The following is a 20895-nucleotide window of genomic DNA, read 5'->3' as shown; positions in this document are numbered from 1 at the left end:
CAAGATACAAAAAAGCCGCAAAAATGCGGCTTTTTTGTGTTCGAAACAGCTTAGAACTGGTAGCTGTACTGTACTGAGTAGTACATACCGCTTGATTCAGTTACCGCGTTCACAGGGCCTGTGATTGCGCTGTTTTCAATCAGGTGAACTTCTTCACCCTTAATAAAGGCAATACCAAAGTCAAGGGTGTTTTGTGGATTGATGTGGTAGCTCATACCTGCTGTGTACCAGTTACGGTCAGAGTCTGGGAATGAAATCGAACTAATCTCGTCTACAACGCCTTGGTCATGCATATAACCCGCACGAACGGTGAATTGTTCGTTGATGGTGTAAGTACCACCTAAGCTGAATAACCATGAATCTTTCCATTGGTATTCTTTAAGGGCGATATCACCTACGCTTTTAGTGGCCCCTACAGCTGCAATTGTTGCTGTACCGTCTTTAGCTGTGATTTGATCAAAGTTGCCCCACTTACTGTATTGCGCGGTATAGTGCAACGCAAATTTAGGCGTAATTTGATGGAAGCCCGCAACTTGGAAAATATCTGCTAGCGGTACATCTAAACTATCAAAACTGGTCGTAACAGGAACCGTACCCACACCAGGTATTGTTGTTGAGGTGATGGTGTTGATATCCCCTTCAACATTGACTGTTGGGCTGAAACGGTAGCTGATACCGAAACGGTTATCTTTATCTAACTCAACTGTGGCACCCACAATACCACCAAATGCCCAGCCGTCTGCGTCTACGTCAACCAGCGGCGTGGTGCCCATATTACGGGTTAAACGACCTTCACCATAGACGGCATCTACACCCGCACCGATGCTGAACATATCGTTGATGCGGTAAGACACGCTGGCGTTAAAGTTGACCGTTGTTACTTCTGTTTCACCAAGTAGGTCATAAGGTGCTGGTGAGCCTGCTGGCAAACTCTTCGAAAGTGAGCTGGCATCGGTACCTGTGCCGAAGTTAGAGAATGCCGCAAAACCTACGGCTAACTTATCGTCGATTGGGTGGATGTAGAAAATGTTTGGGATAACTTTAGAGCTACCCGCATCATCGATGCTGCCTAAGTCATAGGCGCCACCGGCAAAGTTAACGTCTTTAACGTCAACAGTAATATCGGCATAGGTTAAGCCGAAAGAGATCGCATCTTTATCAAATAATGCCATTGCTGCGGGGTTACGCGATAACACGGAAGCGTTGTCAGCAATCACTGCGTCACCAGCAAAAGCACGACCCATACCAGTGGCCGATTGACTGTTTAATTGGAAACCCGAAGCGAAAGTCTGTGAGCTCGCCAATGCAACAGCAACAGCAAGCAACGTCTTGTTGAATGATTTCATTATTATTCTCTCATTATTTTGATATTGGATTTTGTTCGGTCCTAGTTACCAGAACAACGCGCAAATCCTTTTATAGTCTTCGGCATGTTAGGGATTGTGTGTAATCTCAACAAGTCCGACCAGATTTGAAATTTGTTAAATTTCAGTTAATTAAAACTAGGTTGTACTTTAGCTTGAACGAATGGTCTGGCCAGATGCTTGGTATCTATGGCTTTTAATTGGTGGGGTGGTTTTAATTGAGGTTAATACTTTGTAATGAGGCGAAGGTTAATAAAATTATACAAATTGTAAAAAGCGTACACTTGTACGCTTTTTACAAGAAGAAGCGATATTTGGCGGTTATAACGCTGACTTAAATTGCTCAAATTCGGCGGTGATTTCATCGCTTGGTCGAGTGAATTTACTCACAATCACACCGGCGATAATGGCAAACATAAATCCGGGCAAAATTTCATATAAGTCAAAAATACCGCCAGAAAGTTGCTTCCAAAACACCACGGTTAACGCCCCGACGATAATCGTTGCGATAGCGCCATTACGGCTATAGTGCTTCCAAAACAGCGACAAAAGCACAACTGGGCCGAAGGCCGCACCAAATCCCGCCCACGCATAACTCACCAGGTTTAATACACTACTTTCAGGATTCAAGGCGATAACACCGGCAATCACTGCAATAGCAAGTACGCCCATGCGACCAACCATCATAAGTTCACGGTCATCTGCTTTAGGGCGTAACCATTTGCGGTAAAAGTCTTCGGTAATCACACTCGAGCACACCAATAATTGAGAATCAATGGTACTCATAATGGCCGATAAAATGGCCGCAATCAGTAAACCTCCTATCCAAGGATTAAATGCCGCCTGAGCTAAGTGAATGAAGACAGTTTCGGCATTTGCGAGTGGTTCATTGGCAAAATACAATGATCCCGCCAAGCCTGTCGCTAGTGCACCGAGCAGGGATAAAATCATCCAGCTCATAGCAATACGGCGTGACACAGGCAGCGCATCGGCACTACCGATCGCCATAAAGCGCGACAAAATATGTGGCTGACCAAAATAACCTAGTCCCCAAGCCAAGAGTGATAACAAACCAATCACGGTAGTTTTATCGCTGATTAATGCCAGCATGGCAGGATCGATAGATTCAATGCCTGCATGACTCTCGGGATGAGAAAATACCGCAAACGGGATGATCAGCAGGGCAATTAACATCAAACAGCCCTGAAAGAAGTCGGTCCAACTCACGGCAAAAAAACCGCCAATAAAGGTATAACCTACGATAATGGCTGAGCCTATTACCAAGGCTACGTTGTAATCTAAGCCAAAGACCTTTTCAAATAGAATGGCACCGCCCACCATGCCTGAGGATGCGTAAAAGGTAAAAAACACTAGAATAGTGATCGCGGAAACCAGCTTTAGATACCCCTGTTTATCGTGAAACCGTTTCTCGAAAAAGTCGGGTAGGGTGAGAGCGTTATCTGCTAATTGGGTATAAATGCGTAAGCGTTTTGCTACAAATAACCAGTTCAGCCAAGCACCTATCACTAAGCCAATACCAATCCACGCTTCACCTAAACCACCTAAATATACCGCGCCGGGTAAGCCTAACAGTAACCAACCTGACATATCGGAGGCGCCAACGCTGAGTGCGGTTACGGCGGGGCCCATTTTGCGGCCACCTAAAATATAATCATCCACAGTATCGGTAGCACGGTAAGCCCAAAATCCGATGCCCATCATCAATACTAAATAGCCAACAAATGTGATTAAAATTGGGGTTTCAATCGTCATATTGTTTTTATCCCATCTTGTTATTATTAAAAGTGGCAAGCATGCTACCAGATGTTTGAGCAAGAGCCCATTAGTAGATGGAGATGTGATCGAAATCCGACCTCCGATCGTGAAAAAATCTCGGAGGTGGATTTAAGAAAGGTTTATATATTAGTTGGTTAGATAAAGGTATTGTTGATTTCGTCTTTTACAAAGCTAAGGTCTGCTTGATCCTCACCCACAAGCAAAATATAAGCATCGCGGGTTTCAAATCCCATTCCTTTATATTTGCCATCGGCAAAGGTGTTATCCAGTACCATACGTTTTTCAATCAGCACAATAAACAGTGTGACTTTGCCTTTTTCTGCTTGTAAAACTAAATGCAGACTCTTAACACCTTGAAAATCACAGTAAGAGGTGTAGTAAACTTTGCCTGGTTGTTCGATAAATTTTGCATTTTGAAGGTTTTTCATCGAGGCAAGCTGCGCATTCACTTGGCTGAAATTGACATTCTGATCAACCTGCAACGCCACTCCTTCATGGTAGACATGGGCTAATGCATGCTCAGCTAAATCCACTGGACCTAAACGTAGCAGGCTAAAACTGATGCCCACGATAAAGGCGATGGAGGCAGCCATCGCCACTAAAAAGCCCGTTTGACGTCGCTGTTTGTGGTGTTGTTGTAGTTGTTGGCGTAGGATGAGTTTATCGGCTAAGTCTTCCGGTACTTCCACTTTTAAGGCTTGGTTGAGTTTTGCATCGAAGCGTTTAAGCTCAGAAACCAGGGCCTGATGCTCAGGTTTGGCACGCATTTGCTCAAGAAACTCTGGGTCTTGATTATGAGGATCTTCATAAGCTTGACGTCTAAATTTAAGCTCATCCATTGGATTGACCTCTTACCTCTGTTTTCTCAAGTAATTCTTTCAATTGGTTCCTCGCCCGAAATAAGCGCGTCATTACTGTGTTACGATTCAGTTCCAACAGTTCGGCGATTTCATCCCCACTAAAACCACCAATCAATTGCAGTAGTAATGGCTCTCGATATTCGATATCCAACTTAGCGATTTGCCTTCTCAACCAGTACTGCTCGGTTTGCTCTTCAGTGCTGGAGGCTATGTGATCTTCTAAGCTGTCTTGCTCGACATCGGCGTAATCAAATTGTTTGCGCTCGAAACGACGGGCATTTTCACGTCTTAAAATCGTGATCAGCCAAGCCTTCGCCGCTTTATCATCCTGAAGGGAATCTAAAGAGCGCCACGCCCGCAAGAAGGTTTCTTGGGTTATATCTTCAGCAACCGGCTTATCACCGCACAACCAAAAGGCATAACGGAAAATATCGGCGTGCAGCGCCTTGACTAGGCTGTTATATCGTCGTTGTTTACTCAGCATGTCAGAAGAGACCGCAGGCTCAACGGATTTCTTTCGCCAGTTAGTAAACATTTTTTTGATTTTTTCTTTTTATTTTACGATTCAAAATATTACACCTTATTCATTCGAGTAAGCCGTCGCGCTGTTTAGGATTAGCCGTTTGGATTTAGCGGCCGTAATGGCGTAGATGGCTGCACCATGGTTTTTAGATTGCCGCTTTTTACCGCGCTTAACAATGCTTTTACCGCGTCAGCCAGTTGTGTACCGCTATTGGCTTTTCCGCCGTAGGCCAATGCTTGTAATTGGCGAATAGCCTCTGCTAATTCATTCGATTGCGCGGCAATTTTATCGAGCGTCATAGGGCGAGCGGCCTGCTCACTAAAGTATTGCTGTAATTGCTGCAAAATATCGCTGACATAACCTCTAGCGCAGGCCTGCTCCAAGCCTTTAAGACCATTGCCAAGGACGAGTGGTTGAGGTTGAACCTGAGTGTTAACAGGCGTTTGGCGCTTAAGTGCACGGCGCCAAGCAACCAAGGTCACGCCCCATGCAATCAATGTTACTAGCCATAGCAGGGCAAACAGATTGGCGCTCCAACTACCTTCATTGCGGGTGCTGGTATTTGCTTGCCAGTTGGGTTCGACGGGCGTATCGATAATGGCGCCACCTTTTACTTCAATAGTGCGAGCGGGCAGGGTCGCGATTTCTTGGCGTTTAAGATGTGGATTCCACCAAGGTACTTTCACTTCCGGTAAGGTAAAAGTGCCTGCTTTACTGGGCACAATCGCTGAGGTAATACTGTATTGGGACACTATCTGCGCGTCACGCACAAAGCTCTGGCGCTGGGGTTTTTCGGGATAGGATTTGAGCTCTGGCGGCAGCCCTTGCACAATATCCGGTAGACTATTTTCATCGGCATTGGATGCCAACAAGGTGATTGTGCGGGTAATGGGACTACCAACAGTAAACTCTTTTACATCCTCAGGAAAACTCTCTTTTAATACTACCAAGTCGGCTACAAGCCATTGCCCAAGGAAGCTTGCTGGGGCCGGATTTACTTGAATGCTTAAGGATGGCGCACCTGCTTGCATAGGACGGCTTTCATTAAAGCCAAACATGCCGCCGCGGCGTTGTGATTCTACTAATACATCACCAGAAAAGGTGGCGCCTTTAATGTTCACTTGGCCGGGCAAATCGGGAATGATGCCATAGGTGCGCTCAATGACGCGGTAACGACGGCCATCGATGATCTCCGAGCCGTCTTTATCTTCGCCAATTTGCTTAATCTGCGCGCCTTCGATAACGGGAGCATTAAGCACACCGCGTTGCAGTTCGACCGCAAGGTAGAGCTTCACTTTATAGGTGATAAGCTGGCCGACGTAGGCCTCATCACTCGATACCTTAGCATCGATAAACAGATTCTTAGCCTGCTCAGGTTGCGCACCGGCTTCGACTACTTTGAGGGGAATTTCGGCGGAGCTGACGCCATCAATACTAAAGGATGGAATGGTCAGTTGACCCTTTTGCTTTGGCGCTAGCAGCACTTGCCAGCGGGTTTCTTTAACCGCGTCAAAGTTCATGATCTGAGTGCTGCGGCTCACGCTGGTGCGACCCACAATAAAATCCTTTAGCAGGATGGAGGTGTCGAGTTTACCTGTGTCGACCTCATCGTCGGCACTGACATTGAGCACAAAGTACTCTCCCTCCATTACTGGATTGCGATCGACCGACGCCTCGAGTTTGCTCAGGGCAAAGGCGGGATTGATAACCGCGATGCAAAGAATGAGGAGGATAAAAAATTGTCTGATTACCACTGTTCGTTATCCCTTGATATTTGGCCATTTTGACGGCGTTTTTGATATTCGAGTTGCATCTTGTTTCGCAGCAACACCTGCGGATCTTCACTCACGCCTCGCAGTGCTCGCTGCATCTCCGCGGGCAAAGGTTCACTGTTACTGGGCGGGGCTTCTAGTGTTTCACTGATGGCGGTTTCAGTGTCTTTATCTGCCTGCGACTGTTTCTCTTTATCCGCTTTTTGCGCTAGGGCTTGTTGCTGTTCTTGCTCAGTGTTGGACTTATCATCCGCAACCTTTGCCTGCATTTGGGCTTCGTTGCTGGCTTGCTCTTCTGCATTATCTTCAGCATTGTTATCGGCGCCATTTTGCTGATTGGCTTCTTGCTGTGCCTGCTGTTGTTCATTTTTAGCTTCTTGCTGATCTCGTTGTGCTTTATCAGCATCTTGCTGTTTATCCTGCGCGCCTGGCTCAGCATTATCCTGCTGCTCGGATGAGGTGTCTTGATCCTGCGACGGTTTTTCGTCCGCTTGGTCGGCATTATTTTGCTGTTGGGACTGTTGCTCTTGAGACTGCTCTTGAGCTTGGTCGTTTTGCGAGGATTGCTGATCTTGCTGCTGGTTTTGTCCTTGCTGCTGATCGTTTTGGTTCTGTCCTTGTTGGTTTTGGTCGCCCTGAGACTGCTGATCTTGGTTGTCAGCATTTTGCTGGGATTGTTGCTGATCCAGCAGTTTTTCCGCTAACTCAAGGTTGGCCTTGGCCTGTGGGAAATCGGGTTGCTTGTCGAGCGCTGCTTGGTACCGTTCTTTAGCTTTATCGGGTTTGCCCATTTGCATCAGCGCGTTGCCTTGGTTGTAAAGCCCATTGGCTGAATTATCTTGCTCAAAGGTTTTTAGCGCTTGTTCGAAATTGCCTGCCTTATATTGTGCAGCGCCTTGCCATTGGGGCGTCTCGAATTTTTGAGCGGCATTGGCATAGTCCTCGGCTTGGTAAGCCTGCATCGCTTGCTGCTCTTGAGTGTGCCAGAGCGAGTCCCAGGCGCTGGCGTGGGCGTTTTGCGGCAATGCGCCGAATAATAAACCAGTTAATCCCATCAACAGCCAGTTGGCGAGCATACCTTGCTTAAAGCTCAACAGGGCAGGAATGAGTAAGAATAAGGCGAGGTAAGGACCGAGATCCTGCCAAGTTTCACCATCGAGATCCGTGGCTTTGGCATCACCACTATCGCTTAACCAATGTTGAAGTTGGACAAGATCCTCACCATCGGCGCGATTGGGGATCATAGTGCCATTATGGTTATCGGCTAATTTTTGCAGCAAGCCAAAGTCGGTTTTCGCGACGACAACCTCATTACTGCTATCTCGTTGTAGTTGACCATCGGGTAAGCGAATTGGTGCGCCTTGGGGGCTACCAAATCCCATAATCGCGAGGCGATATTGGCTGCCTGATAAGGCTGAGTTGGCCTCATCGAATTGTTTAGGCGTGATGCCATCCGTCATCACAATAATATCGCCACGAAGATGTCCACCCTGTGCCAGCAGGTTTTTGGCTTGGGTTAATGCGGCGGCTAAGTTTGACCCTAGCAAGGGCATTATCTCAGGGCTTAAGGTGGGTAATAAATTGAGTAGTGTGCCCGTATCGCGGGTTAAGGGGCTTATGGTAAAGGCATCGCCGGCGAAGGCGATGAGCCCGGTTTCCCCTTCTTTTAGGCCGCGTAATAAATCCGTCGCCCTAAACTTGGCTTGGGTTAAACGGTTAGGTGCCAAATCGGTGGCAAACATGGAGACGGACATATCCATCACCAGCACTCGGCCTTGCTCCGCGGCGAAGACGGGCAAAGATTGTTTATTGAGGGCGGGTCCCGCTAACGCTAACACGGCGATAAACCAAGAAAAGGCCAAGATATACAGCGGCCTGCGGGACTTTTGTGAACCTTCTGTGACTAATATTTTTGCCAAATGTGGCGCAATATAACGATTCCACGCACTGTTAGTTGCATGCTGGCGCCAAAGCGCCCATAAAATAATCCCTAACGGCAATAGGGCGAGTAACCATTCAGGACGAATAAAATGCAGGCTCATTAACGGACATTCCCCCGCGGTGTGGCTGATAAAACAAGGGTTTTAGCGCGAGTAAAAAACGGTAACTGCGCTAGTGCAATCCAGAGACTGGTGAGAAGTGCTAATGCGAGCGGCCAGTAAAATAGCTCCGCTTGAGGGCGATAACTGAGTTGATCGCGGCTAACGGGTTCAAGTTTATCGATTTCTTGATAAATCTGTTCTAACTCCTGACTATTGCGGGCGCGGAAATAGCGGCCGTGGGTGACATCGGCAATCTGCTGCAGTTGGTTTTCATCCAAATCCATTGACGGATTGACGCGCTCACGACCAAAGAGTGTGCGTCTTTCCATGACATCGGCACCCACGCCAACGGTATAAATCGTCACTTTACGATTGGCGGCAATTTGGGCCGCTTGCTCAGGATCGATATTGCCGGCGTTGTTTGAACCGTCAGTCAATAAAATCAATACTCTGTTACTCTCATCCATTTTATCGAAACGTTTTACCGCGAGTGCAATCGATTCGCCTATCGCCGTTTGTTTACCAACGAGGCCGATTTGGGCCTCTTTTAAGAACTGGGCAACGGAACGTCTATCTTGAGTCAGTGGTGCCTGTAAATAGGCGTGATCGGCAAATAAAATCAAACCGATGCGATCGCCTTTGCGGCGTTCAATAAACTCACTGACCACGTGTTGGATGAGGGTAAAACGGTCGACCACTTTGCCGTCGATCACCATATCTTCAATCTGCATACTGCCGGATAAATCCACCGCCAGCATGAGATCGCGACCTTGGCTAGGGAGCTCAATTGGATCGCCAAGCCATTGTGGACGGGCGATAGCAAGCACTAACAAGCACCACATTAACCAATAGCGTTTACGGCTTTGACGGTTGTGGCTAGTGATATTGGCCTTGCCCGTTTGACTAATACCGGGCAGTTGCAGGCGCGCACCTTCGGCATGTACTGATTGCCGACGCCAAAAAATAAAAGGTAAAGGCAGTAAAATCAATGCAAAAGGCCAGGCTAAAGTTAACATTGCTCCTCCGCAGGCTTTGCTGGAGCCGGTGTTAATGCTGCTGACGTAGCCGGGTTTGGGTTTGTAGCCGCGTGCATTATCGGTGCGCTTAATTTGGCTTTTGAGGCAAACCAGCTGCGGGCGAGGGCCTGTAACTCACGGGCCTCGTCAGCGCTTAGTGGTTTAGCCTGATGACGCTTTCCCAATAAGGGCCCAATGCGGCCACGCTGTTTTGCGGGCAAATGGCTATCTAACCAAGTTGCCCAAGCGGGGCCATCGAGTTTCGCTATTTCTTCCCTTGGTAAGTAACTCAGTGCAGTTCGTTTTAATAGCTGATTGACTTCCGAGGCGTACTGGCTTGAATTGGGGTCAAGTACTGCAAACAAACCTTGGGCGGCTTTTTTCGGCGCTAAGTAAGCGGCGCGTTTTTTAAGCCAAAGGATCGCGCTGATGATTAGCACCAGCAGGATAGCAAGTACTAACCAATAGCCTACGGCCCATGGCCAAGCACCAATAGGATCGGGGAGAATAATATCCTGCAAATCCGCCAACATGGGATTTGGCGTTACAGCCTTATCCGAGGCTGGCGGTAAAGTTTGTGGGTTCACGCTTTGGACTCACTTATTCTTTCTGTTCATTGTCAACTGAATTGCTTCTCTGCCATGTGGTTACTGCAGCAATGCTAATTGCTCTGCAAGCGGTAAGCCTGCATCGATAAATTGGGTGTGTACCCTAAGCTTTTGCATCATGGTAATAAAGTCATTCTGTTGCTGGTGTTGCAGCGCAAGCCACGCCTGATAGCTATGGCGAGTCAACACTAAGTCTTGCTCCCCATCTCGGACGGGTAAACTGAACTGTTTAGGCAAATTCAGGTTACCTTGCCTCAAAGGGTCTGTTATCAAATACGCGCCAATATCACAGTGGCGTTTGAGTTCTGTCAGCGGCGCGATACATTGCGGCGTAAAATGGCTGCCATCGGTGATGATCCAAATTAATGAGCCCGGTTTAGCGATGCGTTGCAACCGCTGGCAGGCGCGCAGGATATGATCAGGATCGCGCGGATGACTGCCGAGCTGATTGAGTTGCTGCTCGTGCACTCGGCGCAGGCCTGAAATGAGCTGCAATATCCCTTGGCGGCGACTGCGGGGTTTTAATTCAAGGTGCTCCGATTCGCAGGCGATTAAGGCGCCGAGTCGGTCGCCGTGGTTAATTGCGTTCCAGCCAAGCGTGGTAGCCAGATGCCCCGCTTGAACCGACTGTAACAGCAAACTCGAGCCAAAATACAGACTCTGGCTTAAATCGAGCAGCAGCAGAATAGGGCGCTCGCGCTCTTCGATAAAGAGTTTGGTGTGGGTTTGCCCAGTGCGGGCGGTGACGCGCCAATCTATGGTGCGGACATCATCACCTTGCTGATAATGGCGCACTTCGGCAAATTCCATCCCGCGGCCTTTGATTAGACTGCTGCGATGACCCGCCAGATTGGCGCGTGCCCGGCTGTGACGCTCTGGGATCGCCCGAGCTATGGTCTGGCAGGCGAGCAGTTCCTTCTCGGTTAAATGCAACCCGTCGGCAAACAAGGGCAAACCATTAAGAGGTAAGCCATGTTGTGCAACATCATTGTGTAGGGATGCGTTTAGCGCACTGTTATTCATTCAAAGTCACTCATTTAAAGCCATTTATTTAACTTAACGTTAGTTTGTTCGCCACCTGAACACATAGCTATGGGACTGTTTTATGGCGTTCAGGTCTAAGGCACGGCGACTTGAGTCAAAATATGGTTAATCACTTGGTCGCGGCTGACCCCTTCGGCCTGCGCTTGATAGCTCAGCAGCAGTCTGTGCCTTAATACATTGGGCGCAACAGCTTGAATATCCTCAGGAGAGACAAAATCGCGCTCGTGTAACCAGGCTCTGGCGCGGGCGCAGCGTTCAAGCGAAATCGTCGCACGAGGACTCACACCGTACTCTAACCATTTGGTCAGTTCGTCGCTGTAACGCGCGGGTTGACGGGTTGCCATAATAATTTCGACTATGTATTTCTCTAGCGGCTCAGCTAGATAGATTTCCATTGCTTCATCACGGGCGGCAAAAATATCCGCTTGAGCAATCGGCTCAGTGGTTGGCAACTCGTGGGTGAGTGCTTCCTTACGGGATTGACGCAAGATTTCGATCTCGGTGTCGCCACTTGGGTAATCCAAATTCAGGTGCATTAAAAAACGGTCGAGCTGAGCTTCGGGCAGCGGATAAGTGCCTTCGTTTTCCAAGGGGTTTTGCGTTGCCATCACTAAAAATAACGGTGGCAATTGATAACTATTTTTTCCCACGGTCACTTGACCTTCCGCCATGGCCTCTAATAACGCCGACTGCACTTTAGCGGGGGCGCGGTTGATTTCATCGGCGAGGATCAGGTTATGGAAAATTGGACCAGCTTCAAATTCAAAGGTACCGGTTTGGGAGCGATAGATATCCGTTCCTGTTAAGTCGGCAGGCAGCAAGTCAGGGGTAAATTGGATCCGGTGAAAATCGCCTTCAACTCCGTCGCAAAGGGCTTTAACCGCGCGGGTTTTGGCAAGTCCTGGTGGACCTTCTACTAATAAATGGCCATTGGCGATGAGGGCAATGAGCAGATTTTCGGTCAGTACTGGCTGCCCTAAAACAACCTTATTTAGGTAAGTGCGTAATGCATGGAAGCGACTCAAAGGCATGATGCTACTCGTTTTTAGGTTGAAAATATCAATTGAAAATACGTGTGTGGGCTTAAGACAACGAATATGGTAAAGAATTCCCTAAGGGTTTGGCTAGTGTTAAAAAAACAAACAGGTGTTTAAAACTTGCTGACAAGAAGTTAGAATCAGATCACACTTTAATGGTCAGACCTGTTATTAGGCTTTTTTGGTGCCAAACAGCAGGGCAAACATGGAAATCGATAGCGCCGCCTGAAATCTCTCAGCGATAGCGCACATAAAGAGGGTGACAAATGAGTGATAGACAACAGGTAACTAATGCAAAGGGTGAGCGTATCGCTATTGTGGCGGGCTTAAGAACGCCATTTGCGAAACAGGCGACCGCATTCCACGGAGTATCGGCGCTCGATATGGGTAAAATGGTGGTTAACGAACTGCTTGTTCGTAGCGAACTGGATCCTAAATTGATTGAGCAACTCGTGTATGGTCAGGTGGTACAAATGCCTGCGGCACCGAATATTGCCCGTGAAATCGTATTAGGAACGGGTATGGATGTGTCTACCGATGCCTATAGCGTGACCCGTGCCTGTGCGACCAGTTTTCAATCTGCGGTGAATGTGGCTGAGTCAATCATGACCGGCAATATCGACATCGGGATTGCCGGCGGTGCCGACTCTTCTTCTGTATTACCTATTGGTGTGTCTAAAAAGCTCGCCCATGCCTTAGTTGATCTAAATAAAGCCCGCAGTTTTGGCCAAAAACTACAGATTTTCCGCCGTTTAGGCATTAAAGATTTATTGCCTGTGCCGCCCGCTGTGGCCGAGTATTCAACTGGATTGTCCATGGGACAAACCGCCGAGCAAATGGCCAAGACCTATAATATTAGCCGCGCCGATCAAGATGCGCTGGCGCACCGCTCCCACACGCTGGCGAGTGAAACTTGGGCTTCAGGCCATCTGCGTGATGAAGTGATGGTGGCCCATGTCCCACCCTACAAACAGTTTATCGAGCGCGATAACAATATTCGTGAAAACTCCGTTTTAGCCTCTTACGCCAAACTGCGTCCCGCTTTCGATAAAAAGCATGGCAGTGTGACAGCCGCTAACAGTACGCCGCTCACCGATGGTGCCTCGGCGATCATTTTGATGAGCGAAGGTCGTGCTAAAGCCTTAGGTTATCAACCTATTGGTTACATTAAGAGCTACGCATTTACCGCGATTGATGTCTGGCAAGATATGCTAATGGGCCCATCTTATGCGACGCCATTGGCATTAAAGCGCGCTGGCATGGAATTAGAGGATTTAACCCTCATCGAAATGCATGAAGCTTTTGCAGCGCAAACCCTAGCGAATATGCAGATGTTTGCCTCCAAAAAATTTGCCGAAGAAAAACTTGGCCGCAACCGCGCCATTGGCGACATCGATATGAGCAAATTTAACGTGCTCGGTGGTTCTTTAGCCTATGGCCATCCATTTGCGGCTACAGGTACGCGTTTAATCACTCAGGTTTGTCGTGAACTTAAACGTCGTGGCGGCGGAACGGGTCTGGCAACTGCCTGTGCTGCGGGTGGTCTTGGTGCTGCAATGATTGTGGAAGTGGAGTAATGGCGATGGAAAAGACATTTAATTTAACCCGCCGTGAAGACGGTATCGCCATTCTAACGATGGACGTACCCGGCGAAACCATGAATACCCTCAAGGCAGAGTTTGGCCCTGAGATCAGTGAGATCCTGTCTGAGATTAAACGCGATTCGAGTATCCGTGGCCTAGTGCTGATTTCGGGCAAAAAAGATTCATTTGTTGCCGGTGCCGATATCTCTATGCTTGATGCTTGCCAAACGGCGGGCGATGCTAAAGCCTTATCCCTGCAAGGGCATGTGGTGTTTAACGAGTTAGAAGCCTTAAATATCCCTGTGGTTGCAGCTATTCATGGCGCCTGTTTAGGAGGCGGTTTAGAGCTCGCGCTCGCATGCCATCAACGTGTGTGCAGTGATGATGGCAAGACCATGCTGGGCGTACCCGAAGTGCAACTCGGTTTATTACCCGGTGGTGGTGGTACTCAGCGTTTGCCTCGTTTAGTGGGCATTACCACTGCGCTGGATATGATGTTGACAGGTAAACAAATTCGTCCAAAACAAGCGTTAAAGATGGGTTTAGTTAACGATGTGGTGCCACAGACTATTTTACTGCAAACCGCAGTGGAGATGGCGCTCGCGGGTAAAAAAACAGCTAAGCCAGTTAAAAAATCACTAGTAAACCAATTGCTTGAAGGTACTGGCTTTGGTCGCAACATTATTTTTGATCAAGCCGCTAAGCAAGTCGCTAAGAAAACCCAAGGTAACTATCCTGCGCCTGCAAAGATTATTGATTGTGTGCGCCAAGGTATGGCCAAAGGTATGCAGAAGGGACTGGAAGTCGAAGCCAGCCATTTTGCTGAATTGGTAGTATCGAAAGAATCTGAAGCGCTGCGCAGTATTTTCTTTGCAACCACAGAGATGAAGAAAGAAACCGGCGCCGAAGGGGCTACGCCACGTAAAGTCAAAAAAGCCGTGATCTTAGGGGGCGGTTTGATGGGCGGTGGTATTGCTTCGGTAACGACGACTAAGGCTAAAATCCCTGCGCGGGTAAAAGACATTAACGAAAAGGGCTTAAGCAACGCGCTTTCCTACGCCTATAAGTTATTGGATAAAGGCGTTAAACGTCGTCATATGACGCCAGCTGCACGCGACAATTTAATGGCGCTGATGACTACAACCACTGAGTATAAAGGCGTTAAAGATGCCGACATCGTTGTGGAAGCGGTATTTGAGGATTTAGCGCTCAAACATCAAATGGTAAAAGACATTGAGCGTGAATGCGGTGAGCACACGATTTTTGCGTCTAACACCTCATCGTTACCCATTGGTCAAATTGCACAAGCGGCTAGCCGTCCTGAAAATGTGATTGGCTTACATTACTTCTCGCCAGTAGAAAAAATGCCGCTGGTGGAAGTGATTGCCCACGCCAAAACCTCCCCAGAAACCATTGCCACCACGGTTGCCTTTGCCCGTAAACAGGGTAAAACACCAATCGTAGTACAAGATGGTGCGGGGTTTTATGTTAACCGCATCCTCGCGCTTTATATGAACGAAGCCGCACAATTGCTGCTAGAAGGGCAAAGTGTTGAACATCTCGATAAAGCGTTAGTGAAGTTTGGTTTCCCCGTTGGCCCTATCACTTTGCTTGATGAAGTCGGTATTGATGTGGGCGCTAAGATCTCTCCCATTCTTGAAAAAGAGCTTGGCGAACGTTTTAAAGCCCCAGCGGCTTTCGACAAGCTGTTAAGCGACGATAGAAAGGGTCGTAAAAACGGCAAAGGTTTTTATCAGTATGGTGTTGCCAGCAAGAAAAAAGCCGTCGATGAAAGTGTGTATGGCGTATTAGGCATCAAGCCTGGTGTCGATAAAGAAATGAGCGCGGTAGCGGAACGCTGTGTAGTGCAAATGCTCAATGAAGCTGTGCGCTGCTTAGATGAAGGCATTATTGCCTCACCGCGCGATGGTGATATCGGCGCTATCTTTGGCATCGGTTTCCCACCATTCTTGGGTGGCCCATTCCATTATATCGATACTTTAGGCGCGGATAACTTAGTTAAAATACTTGAACGTTATCAAACGCAATATGGCGATCGATTTGAGCCTTGCCCACGCCTTAAGGCGATGGCGGCAGAAAAAGCTCGCTTCTTCTAACACTTAGAAGTTTTGGTCAAAAAAGCGGCAATTTTATGCCGCTTTTTTATTGCCTCAAGGCTAAGTTTTGCCTAAAAAACGTTCACATTTATTGGGGGGATCTTGTATTATGGCGTCCTATTACGGCAGTTGTGCTGTTATACCGTATGTGCATATCTGATGTTGATTAATGCTTATAAGTAGCCTCGCTCGGAGTCCATTTGTATAGCAAACTGCTATTTTTTGATTTGCACATAATGACTTAGTCGATTAAAGAGGTTGCTGTGGGATTGATGTTTTATATAGTTGCTGCCTTGTCGGTGAGTTGTTCGTGGTGTTTTGGGATTGCGGCTTTTAGAGCTGGGTTAACGGTAAGCTATTGGGCTGTAATGGGATTTATACTAGGACCCTTAGCATTTCCACTCTTTTCCTCCCATAAGCGTATTGCACTAAGAAGAGTGTGTCAGAGTTCTGACGGAAGTCTAACCGCTTAATATAGATATGATTTGTCGTAAATGTGACCAATAAAAAAGGAGCTTGATGCTCCTTTTTTATTGGTCTAGGCCGCGCGCTAGCTGAGTAGCTCTAGACTATCTAAACGATAATGTTTCCACATTTAGATGGAATTAATTCCACCAACCCTTTGCTGGGATCACTTCAAGGTGGTTTAAGCCTTCTGGTAATTTTACTTTTTTACGAACAGGCTTTGCGAAACCAAGTGCTTTTTTGATTGAATTTAACATATCTCTCTCCTTAGTTCAGAAGATTAGGCAAGATCAATATTTATGAATTTGACATTTGGAGCACCTGCAAGCTGAACAGGCTTGAATTTGACATTTGGGGCACCTGCAAGCTCAACAGGCTTGAATTTCACATTGGGGGCACCAGCGAGTTCAACAGGCTTGAATTTCACATTGGGGGCACCAGCGAGTTCAATAGGCTTGAATTTCACATTGGGGGCACCAGCAAGTTCAATAGGCTTGAATTTCACATTTGGAGCTCCAGTGAGTTCAACAGGCTTGAATTTCACATTGGGGGCACCTGCAAGTTCAACAGGCTTGAATTTCACATTGGGGGCACCAGCGAGTTCAACAGGCTTGAATTTCACATTTGGGGCACCAGCAAGTTCAATAGGCTTGAACTTCACATTTGGAGCTCCAGTGAGTTCAACAGGCTTGAATTTCACATTGAGGGCACCATCAAGTTCAATAGGTTTGAACTTCACATTTGGAGCTCCAGCGAGTTCAACAGATTTAAACTTCACATTTGGAGCACCTTCCAGTGCATTAGCATTTGCAACCAAGCCAATAGTAGATAGCAATGCTGCAGTTAGAATTCCTTTCATCGTTTTATCTCTCAGGGTAGTTGATAATATTTTATTTTTTGACACTGGGCATCTAATTGCAGATGTTGTGCCAATGTTTCAAACTACCGACAGAGAGATAATTAGATGATCAAATAATGTTGTGGTGGGGCATGAATTTACTCCGGTCATCTTGCAGCAATTGAGTAAACTCGGTCTCATTAATCGCTTTGCTAAAGATATAACCTTGTATTTCTTCACAGTTTAGGGCGCGTAGGATATTTAGCTGTGCTGCTTGTTCAACACCTTCTCCAACCACTGATAGTCCCATATTATGAGCAATGGTGATAATAGAATCGACCATCTTCAAATCACGATCTGACTTATCAATATCATCGACAAAGGCTTTATCGATTTTTAGCGTATGGATAGGGAATCGTTTTAAGTAAGAAAGTGACGAATAACCCGTACCAAAGTCATCTAATGCTAGATTGACACCCATTTTCGTCAGTTGCTGCATAACGGTAATGGCCATTTCCGGTTGTTTAATCACCGTCCCTTCGGTGATTTCGAGTTCAAGATGTGCTGCTGGCAATTGTGTTAATCGTAAAATAGATTCAATTCGTTGTTGCAGATCGGGCAGTGCAAACTGACGTGACGATAAATTGACAGCGACTCTCCCTTTAAACAGACCCAGTTCACGCCATTTTTGGGCGGCAAAACAGGCTTTTCTGAGTACAATTTCACCAATTTCAATAATGAGGCCATTTTCTTCTGCAAGAGGAATAAAATCATTCGGTGGAATAAGTCCTAAGATTGGATGATTTAATCTCACTAAGGCTTCCATTCCGGTAACATGACCATGCTTTAGATCAACTTTAGGCTGGTAATACACCTCAAATAAATCATCTTTTAAACCTTCTCTGATAAGATTTTCAATTTCTAACTGCTTAATCGCATGTTGGTTAAGGGATTCTGAGTAGAATTGGTAACAATTACCGCCAGCCGATTTTGCATGGTACATGGCAATATCCGCCTTTCTCAGTAATGCTTGTTCACTCTGCTCATCCTCTGGATAAAGTACAATCCCGATACTTGCACCCAAAACAAGTTGCTCATTGCCTATTTCATATACAGCTTTAAAAGCTTCAATAATTCGTCCCGCAATTGCCGCGCAGGCACTTATATCAGAGGTTTTATCGAGCACAATGGCAAATTCATCTCCACCTAAACGATAGATGCTCGTGTTTTTCGGTACGGAGGATTTTATTCTGACAGATACCAGTTTAAGTAATTGATCGCCAATTTGGTGACCTAATGAGTCATTAATACGCTTAAAATTATCTAAATCGAGTACCATTAATGCATGATTAATTTCTTTATTGACTAAGTTCCCTAATGTGACTTGTAAGTTTGAGCGGTTTGGCAGGCCAGTCAGTAAATCATTGTTGGTGAGTTTTCGAAGCTCTTCTTCCTGCTGTTTACGTCTTGATATGTCGGAGAAAACACCTACATAGTGTGATAGTTCGCCCGACTCGTCGTAAATCGCGTCTATGGTGAGCTCCATATGGAAATGGCTTTTATCACCACGACTAGCTTCGACTTCACTCGCCCATCGACCTTGCTGCTTCAGCATACTGCGGATCTGATTTGAGAAGGACTCTGGATATAACTCAAAGGTAAGCAAGTTACCAATAAAATCAGTTCGATTTCGCTGTGAAATTCTACAACATGCTTCGTTGACCTCGACAAAATGATACTCGCTGTCGAGAATAAACATGCCTTCTGAGATATTTTCGATGGCTTTTTCGAACAGTTTTAATTGTTCTTCTTTTTGTTTAAATTGACTGATATTTTTAATAGTGCCAGTCATTCGAAGGGCATTATCTTTATCATCCCTTTCTACAATTTTGGCCCTATCTAAAATCCAGATCCAGCTATCATCTTTGCCCTTAACTCTATATGCCGCTTCAAAGTGATCTGTCTCACCATAGAAATGTTTATTCAGCGCTTCTCTGACGCGCTCCTGATCCATGGGATGAATGTTGCTTTCTTCATCAGTATTACCAGAACGGTGGCCATCCCTTGGGAACTCTAATGCACCCCAAATATTCGAGCGGAAAATATTACCCGTTTCTATATCCCAGTCCCACATTTCATCGCCACTTCCCCAGAGAGAAAGCTTTAGGCGCTCCTCACTTAAAGCTATTTGTCGCTGGACTTCTCGTTTGCGCAATATAGATTTTGTTACACCCCATATAATAAAAATAAAAAGAATAGCATAAACAGATTTTGCCTGTATTGATAACCACCACGGGGGTGTTATTAGTATGTTGATGCTTTTTATCTTTCCTGGTGTTTTTGTAATAGGACTTATGCCGTAGACATTAAAAATATATTTTCCTGGGGAAAGGTTAGTATAGGTTGCGGAGTTGTTTCCTTTGTCTGCAATCCAGTCATTAGATAATTCATCTAATTGATAGTAATAGTCAATGTTTGTACTGGCAGAACGAGGAGAGTTAAACTTTAATGTAAATGGATAATCAGAATACTTTAATTCAATTTCTTGTGATTTTGCTATTGCTTTGGTTAAACGACCATTGCCAACTTTTTGAACCTCATTAAAAACATAAAGTTCGCTTATGACAGTTTCAATATCGTCATTACGTAGATTTTTTTCTATTACATCGATATTAACTTGGCTTAACCCACTTATTCCACCAAAGTAGAAGAAATCGCCTATCGCAACAGCGCTTTGTGTATTGTACTCATCTTGAGCTCCAAAATCTGTGTCAAGGAAGTAAACACTATTGTCAGTTTTTATAATAATCTCTTTTATTGACGATGCTGCAATATCATTCGAAGCATTTACCGATATTGAGTAAACAGGATTTTTAGTCTCTATGCTTAAAGAAATATCTTCAGTTTGATGGTTGTAAGTATAGATTGCAGATTTTGTTCCAAAATAAGTGATATTGTTCTTATTCGCGATGCTGTAAACAATTTCATTTGGGAAAATTAACTTTTCTTGTCCATTTTTTATATCTATCAAACCGGCTTGTGTTGCTAATATGTGATGGTCGCTAGCTATAGACTTTATCTCAAAAATAGGCATTTTTTGAGAAAGACGAAGTGTATTGATTGTTTTTTTGCTTTTTATATCCAACTCTTTTAGTTCAAAGTTATTTGTTCCATATACTATCTTGTTGTTTTTAATATTGGAAATGGAGACAATTTCGTCATCTGATAATTTAACTGGTACTTTATCTTTTAGTTCGATATAAAATAAACCGTTTTTACCGCCAAAATAAATTTCATTATCACTAATTGAAACGCTGGTAATATTTTCTGTGTTTGTTCTTATTGTAGTTGTTTTTTTACTTAAAGTGTCTATTATACTAATAGTATTTGTATTCGTTGCTATAGCTAAATAACGTTCATTATCATATGAAATATTCCATACACTTTCATTGATACTATCAATATGTGAAATAGTGTTTTCTTTTATTCCAATGAACTGAATTCCTTGATTAACACTTGCTAGGAAAAGGTAGTTTTCTCCTTGATATAGTAAGTGAGGTGGTTGTAATAATGTTTGTGAAAGAATACCTATTAAATCTGACGTGAGAGAGGATAGATCTAGATGGTATATATTATTTTTTTGTAAATAGGTAATTTTTTCGTTGTTTATTGCTATGTTGTCAATATGGATGTTTGTTATTTTTTCAAGTGTTTTGCTGATTTCATTATATTTGTATATTTCATTTTTTGTAAAGATGTAAGGTGTTTTGTTGATGTTTGCGATGTCAATAACATTGCTAGATAATTTTGTTGTTGCGTTGTTAAATGA

Annotated in this window: 14 protein-coding genes; 2 read left to right on the top strand and 12 right to left on the bottom strand. The window is 45.5% G+C overall.

Translation table 11 applies throughout. The annotated features are described in order from the left end of the window. Window positions 1-50: 50 nt before the first annotated feature. From M0413_RS18010 to M0413_RS17965, 10 genes are all read right to left on the bottom strand, one after another. Window positions 51-1346 carry an OmpP1/FadL family transporter gene (locus tag M0413_RS18010; protein WP_037428236.1) on the bottom strand — a complete coding sequence of 432 codons (1296 nt, stop codon included), beginning with the start codon at window positions 1344-1346 and terminating at the stop codon, window positions 51-53. A 339-nt stretch (window positions 1347-1685) separates the two neighbouring features. After that, window positions 1686-3137, bottom strand: coding sequence for a sodium/proline symporter PutP (putP, locus tag M0413_RS18005; RefSeq protein WP_249555130.1), 1452 nt, complete (start codon window positions 3135-3137; stop codon window positions 1686-1688). Between the two features lie 158 nt (window positions 3138-3295). Then, window positions 3296-4000, bottom strand: a complete 705-nt coding sequence (locus M0413_RS18000) for a DUF3379 domain-containing protein (RefSeq protein ID WP_099458382.1) — start codon at window positions 3998-4000, stop codon at window positions 3296-3298. Next, window positions 3993-4556 carry a sigma-70 family RNA polymerase sigma factor gene (locus M0413_RS17995; RefSeq protein WP_037420204.1) on the bottom strand — a complete coding sequence of 188 codons (564 nt, stop codon included), beginning with the start codon at window positions 4554-4556 and terminating at the stop codon, window positions 3993-3995. Before M0413_RS17995 ends, M0413_RS18000 begins: the two co-directional genes overlap by 8 nt. Before the next feature lie 80 nt (window positions 4557-4636). Next, window positions 4637-6298: a BatD family protein gene (locus M0413_RS17990; RefSeq protein WP_099458381.1), complete on the bottom strand. Its 1662-nt coding sequence runs from the start codon at window positions 6296-6298 to the stop codon at window positions 4637-4639. Beyond that, window positions 6292-8358 (bottom strand): VWA domain-containing protein, encoded by a 2067-nt coding sequence (locus M0413_RS17985; RefSeq protein ID WP_099458380.1) that lies wholly within the window; start codon window positions 8356-8358, stop codon window positions 6292-6294. The genes M0413_RS17990 and M0413_RS17985 overlap by 7 nt, the downstream gene beginning before the upstream one ends. Continuing rightward, window positions 8358-9374 carry a vWA domain-containing protein gene (locus M0413_RS17980; RefSeq protein WP_047535099.1) on the bottom strand — a complete coding sequence of 339 codons (1017 nt, stop codon included), beginning with the start codon at window positions 9372-9374 and terminating at the stop codon, window positions 8358-8360. The genes M0413_RS17985 and M0413_RS17980 overlap by 1 nt, the downstream gene beginning before the upstream one ends. Next, window positions 9368-9961, bottom strand: a complete 594-nt coding sequence (locus M0413_RS17975; protein ID WP_099458379.1) for a DUF4381 domain-containing protein — start codon at window positions 9959-9961, stop codon at window positions 9368-9370. The genes M0413_RS17980 and M0413_RS17975 overlap by 7 nt, the downstream gene beginning before the upstream one ends. 60 nt (window positions 9962-10021) lie before the next feature. Then, window positions 10022-11005, bottom strand: coding sequence for a DUF58 domain-containing protein (locus tag M0413_RS17970; protein ID WP_037420190.1), 984 nt, complete (start codon window positions 11003-11005; stop codon window positions 10022-10024). Window positions 11006-11100: 95 nt separating this feature from the next. Then, complete coding sequence (locus M0413_RS17965; RefSeq protein WP_099458378.1) at window positions 11101-12057, bottom strand: AAA family ATPase; 957 nt, start codon at window positions 12055-12057, stop codon at window positions 11101-11103. A gap of 272 nt (window positions 12058-12329) precedes the next feature. On the opposite strand from M0413_RS17965, the gene fadI reads away from it, so the two are divergent. Both fadI and fadJ read left to right on the top strand, forming a co-directional pair. Further along, window positions 12330-13640 carry an acetyl-CoA C-acyltransferase FadI gene (fadI, locus tag M0413_RS17960; RefSeq protein ID WP_249555128.1) on the top strand — a complete coding sequence of 437 codons (1311 nt, stop codon included), beginning with the start codon at window positions 12330-12332 and terminating at the stop codon, window positions 13638-13640. Between the two features lie 5 nt (window positions 13641-13645). Beyond that, entirely contained in the window at window positions 13646-15763 is a 2118-nt protein-coding gene (gene fadJ, locus M0413_RS17955) for a fatty acid oxidation complex subunit alpha FadJ (protein WP_249555126.1), read from the top strand. Window positions 15764-16508: 745 nt separating this feature from the next. Here fadJ and M0413_RS17950 read toward each other — a convergent pair. Together M0413_RS17950 and M0413_RS17945 are read right to left on the bottom strand one after the other, a co-directional pair. Continuing rightward, entirely contained in the window at window positions 16509-17132 is a 624-nt protein-coding gene (locus M0413_RS17950) for a hypothetical protein (RefSeq protein ID WP_249555124.1), read from the bottom strand. Window positions 17133-17196: 64 nt separating this feature from the next. Next, the coding region (locus M0413_RS17945; protein ID WP_249555122.1) for an EAL domain-containing protein at window positions 17197-20895 on the bottom strand (3699 nt) is incomplete at its 5' end.

The organism is Shewanella sp. 8A (assembly GCF_023475945.1).
GTDB classification, from domain to species: Bacteria; Pseudomonadota; Gammaproteobacteria; order Enterobacterales; family Shewanellaceae; genus Shewanella; species Shewanella xiamenensis.
This window is presented reverse-complemented; position numbering and strand designations above follow the sequence as displayed.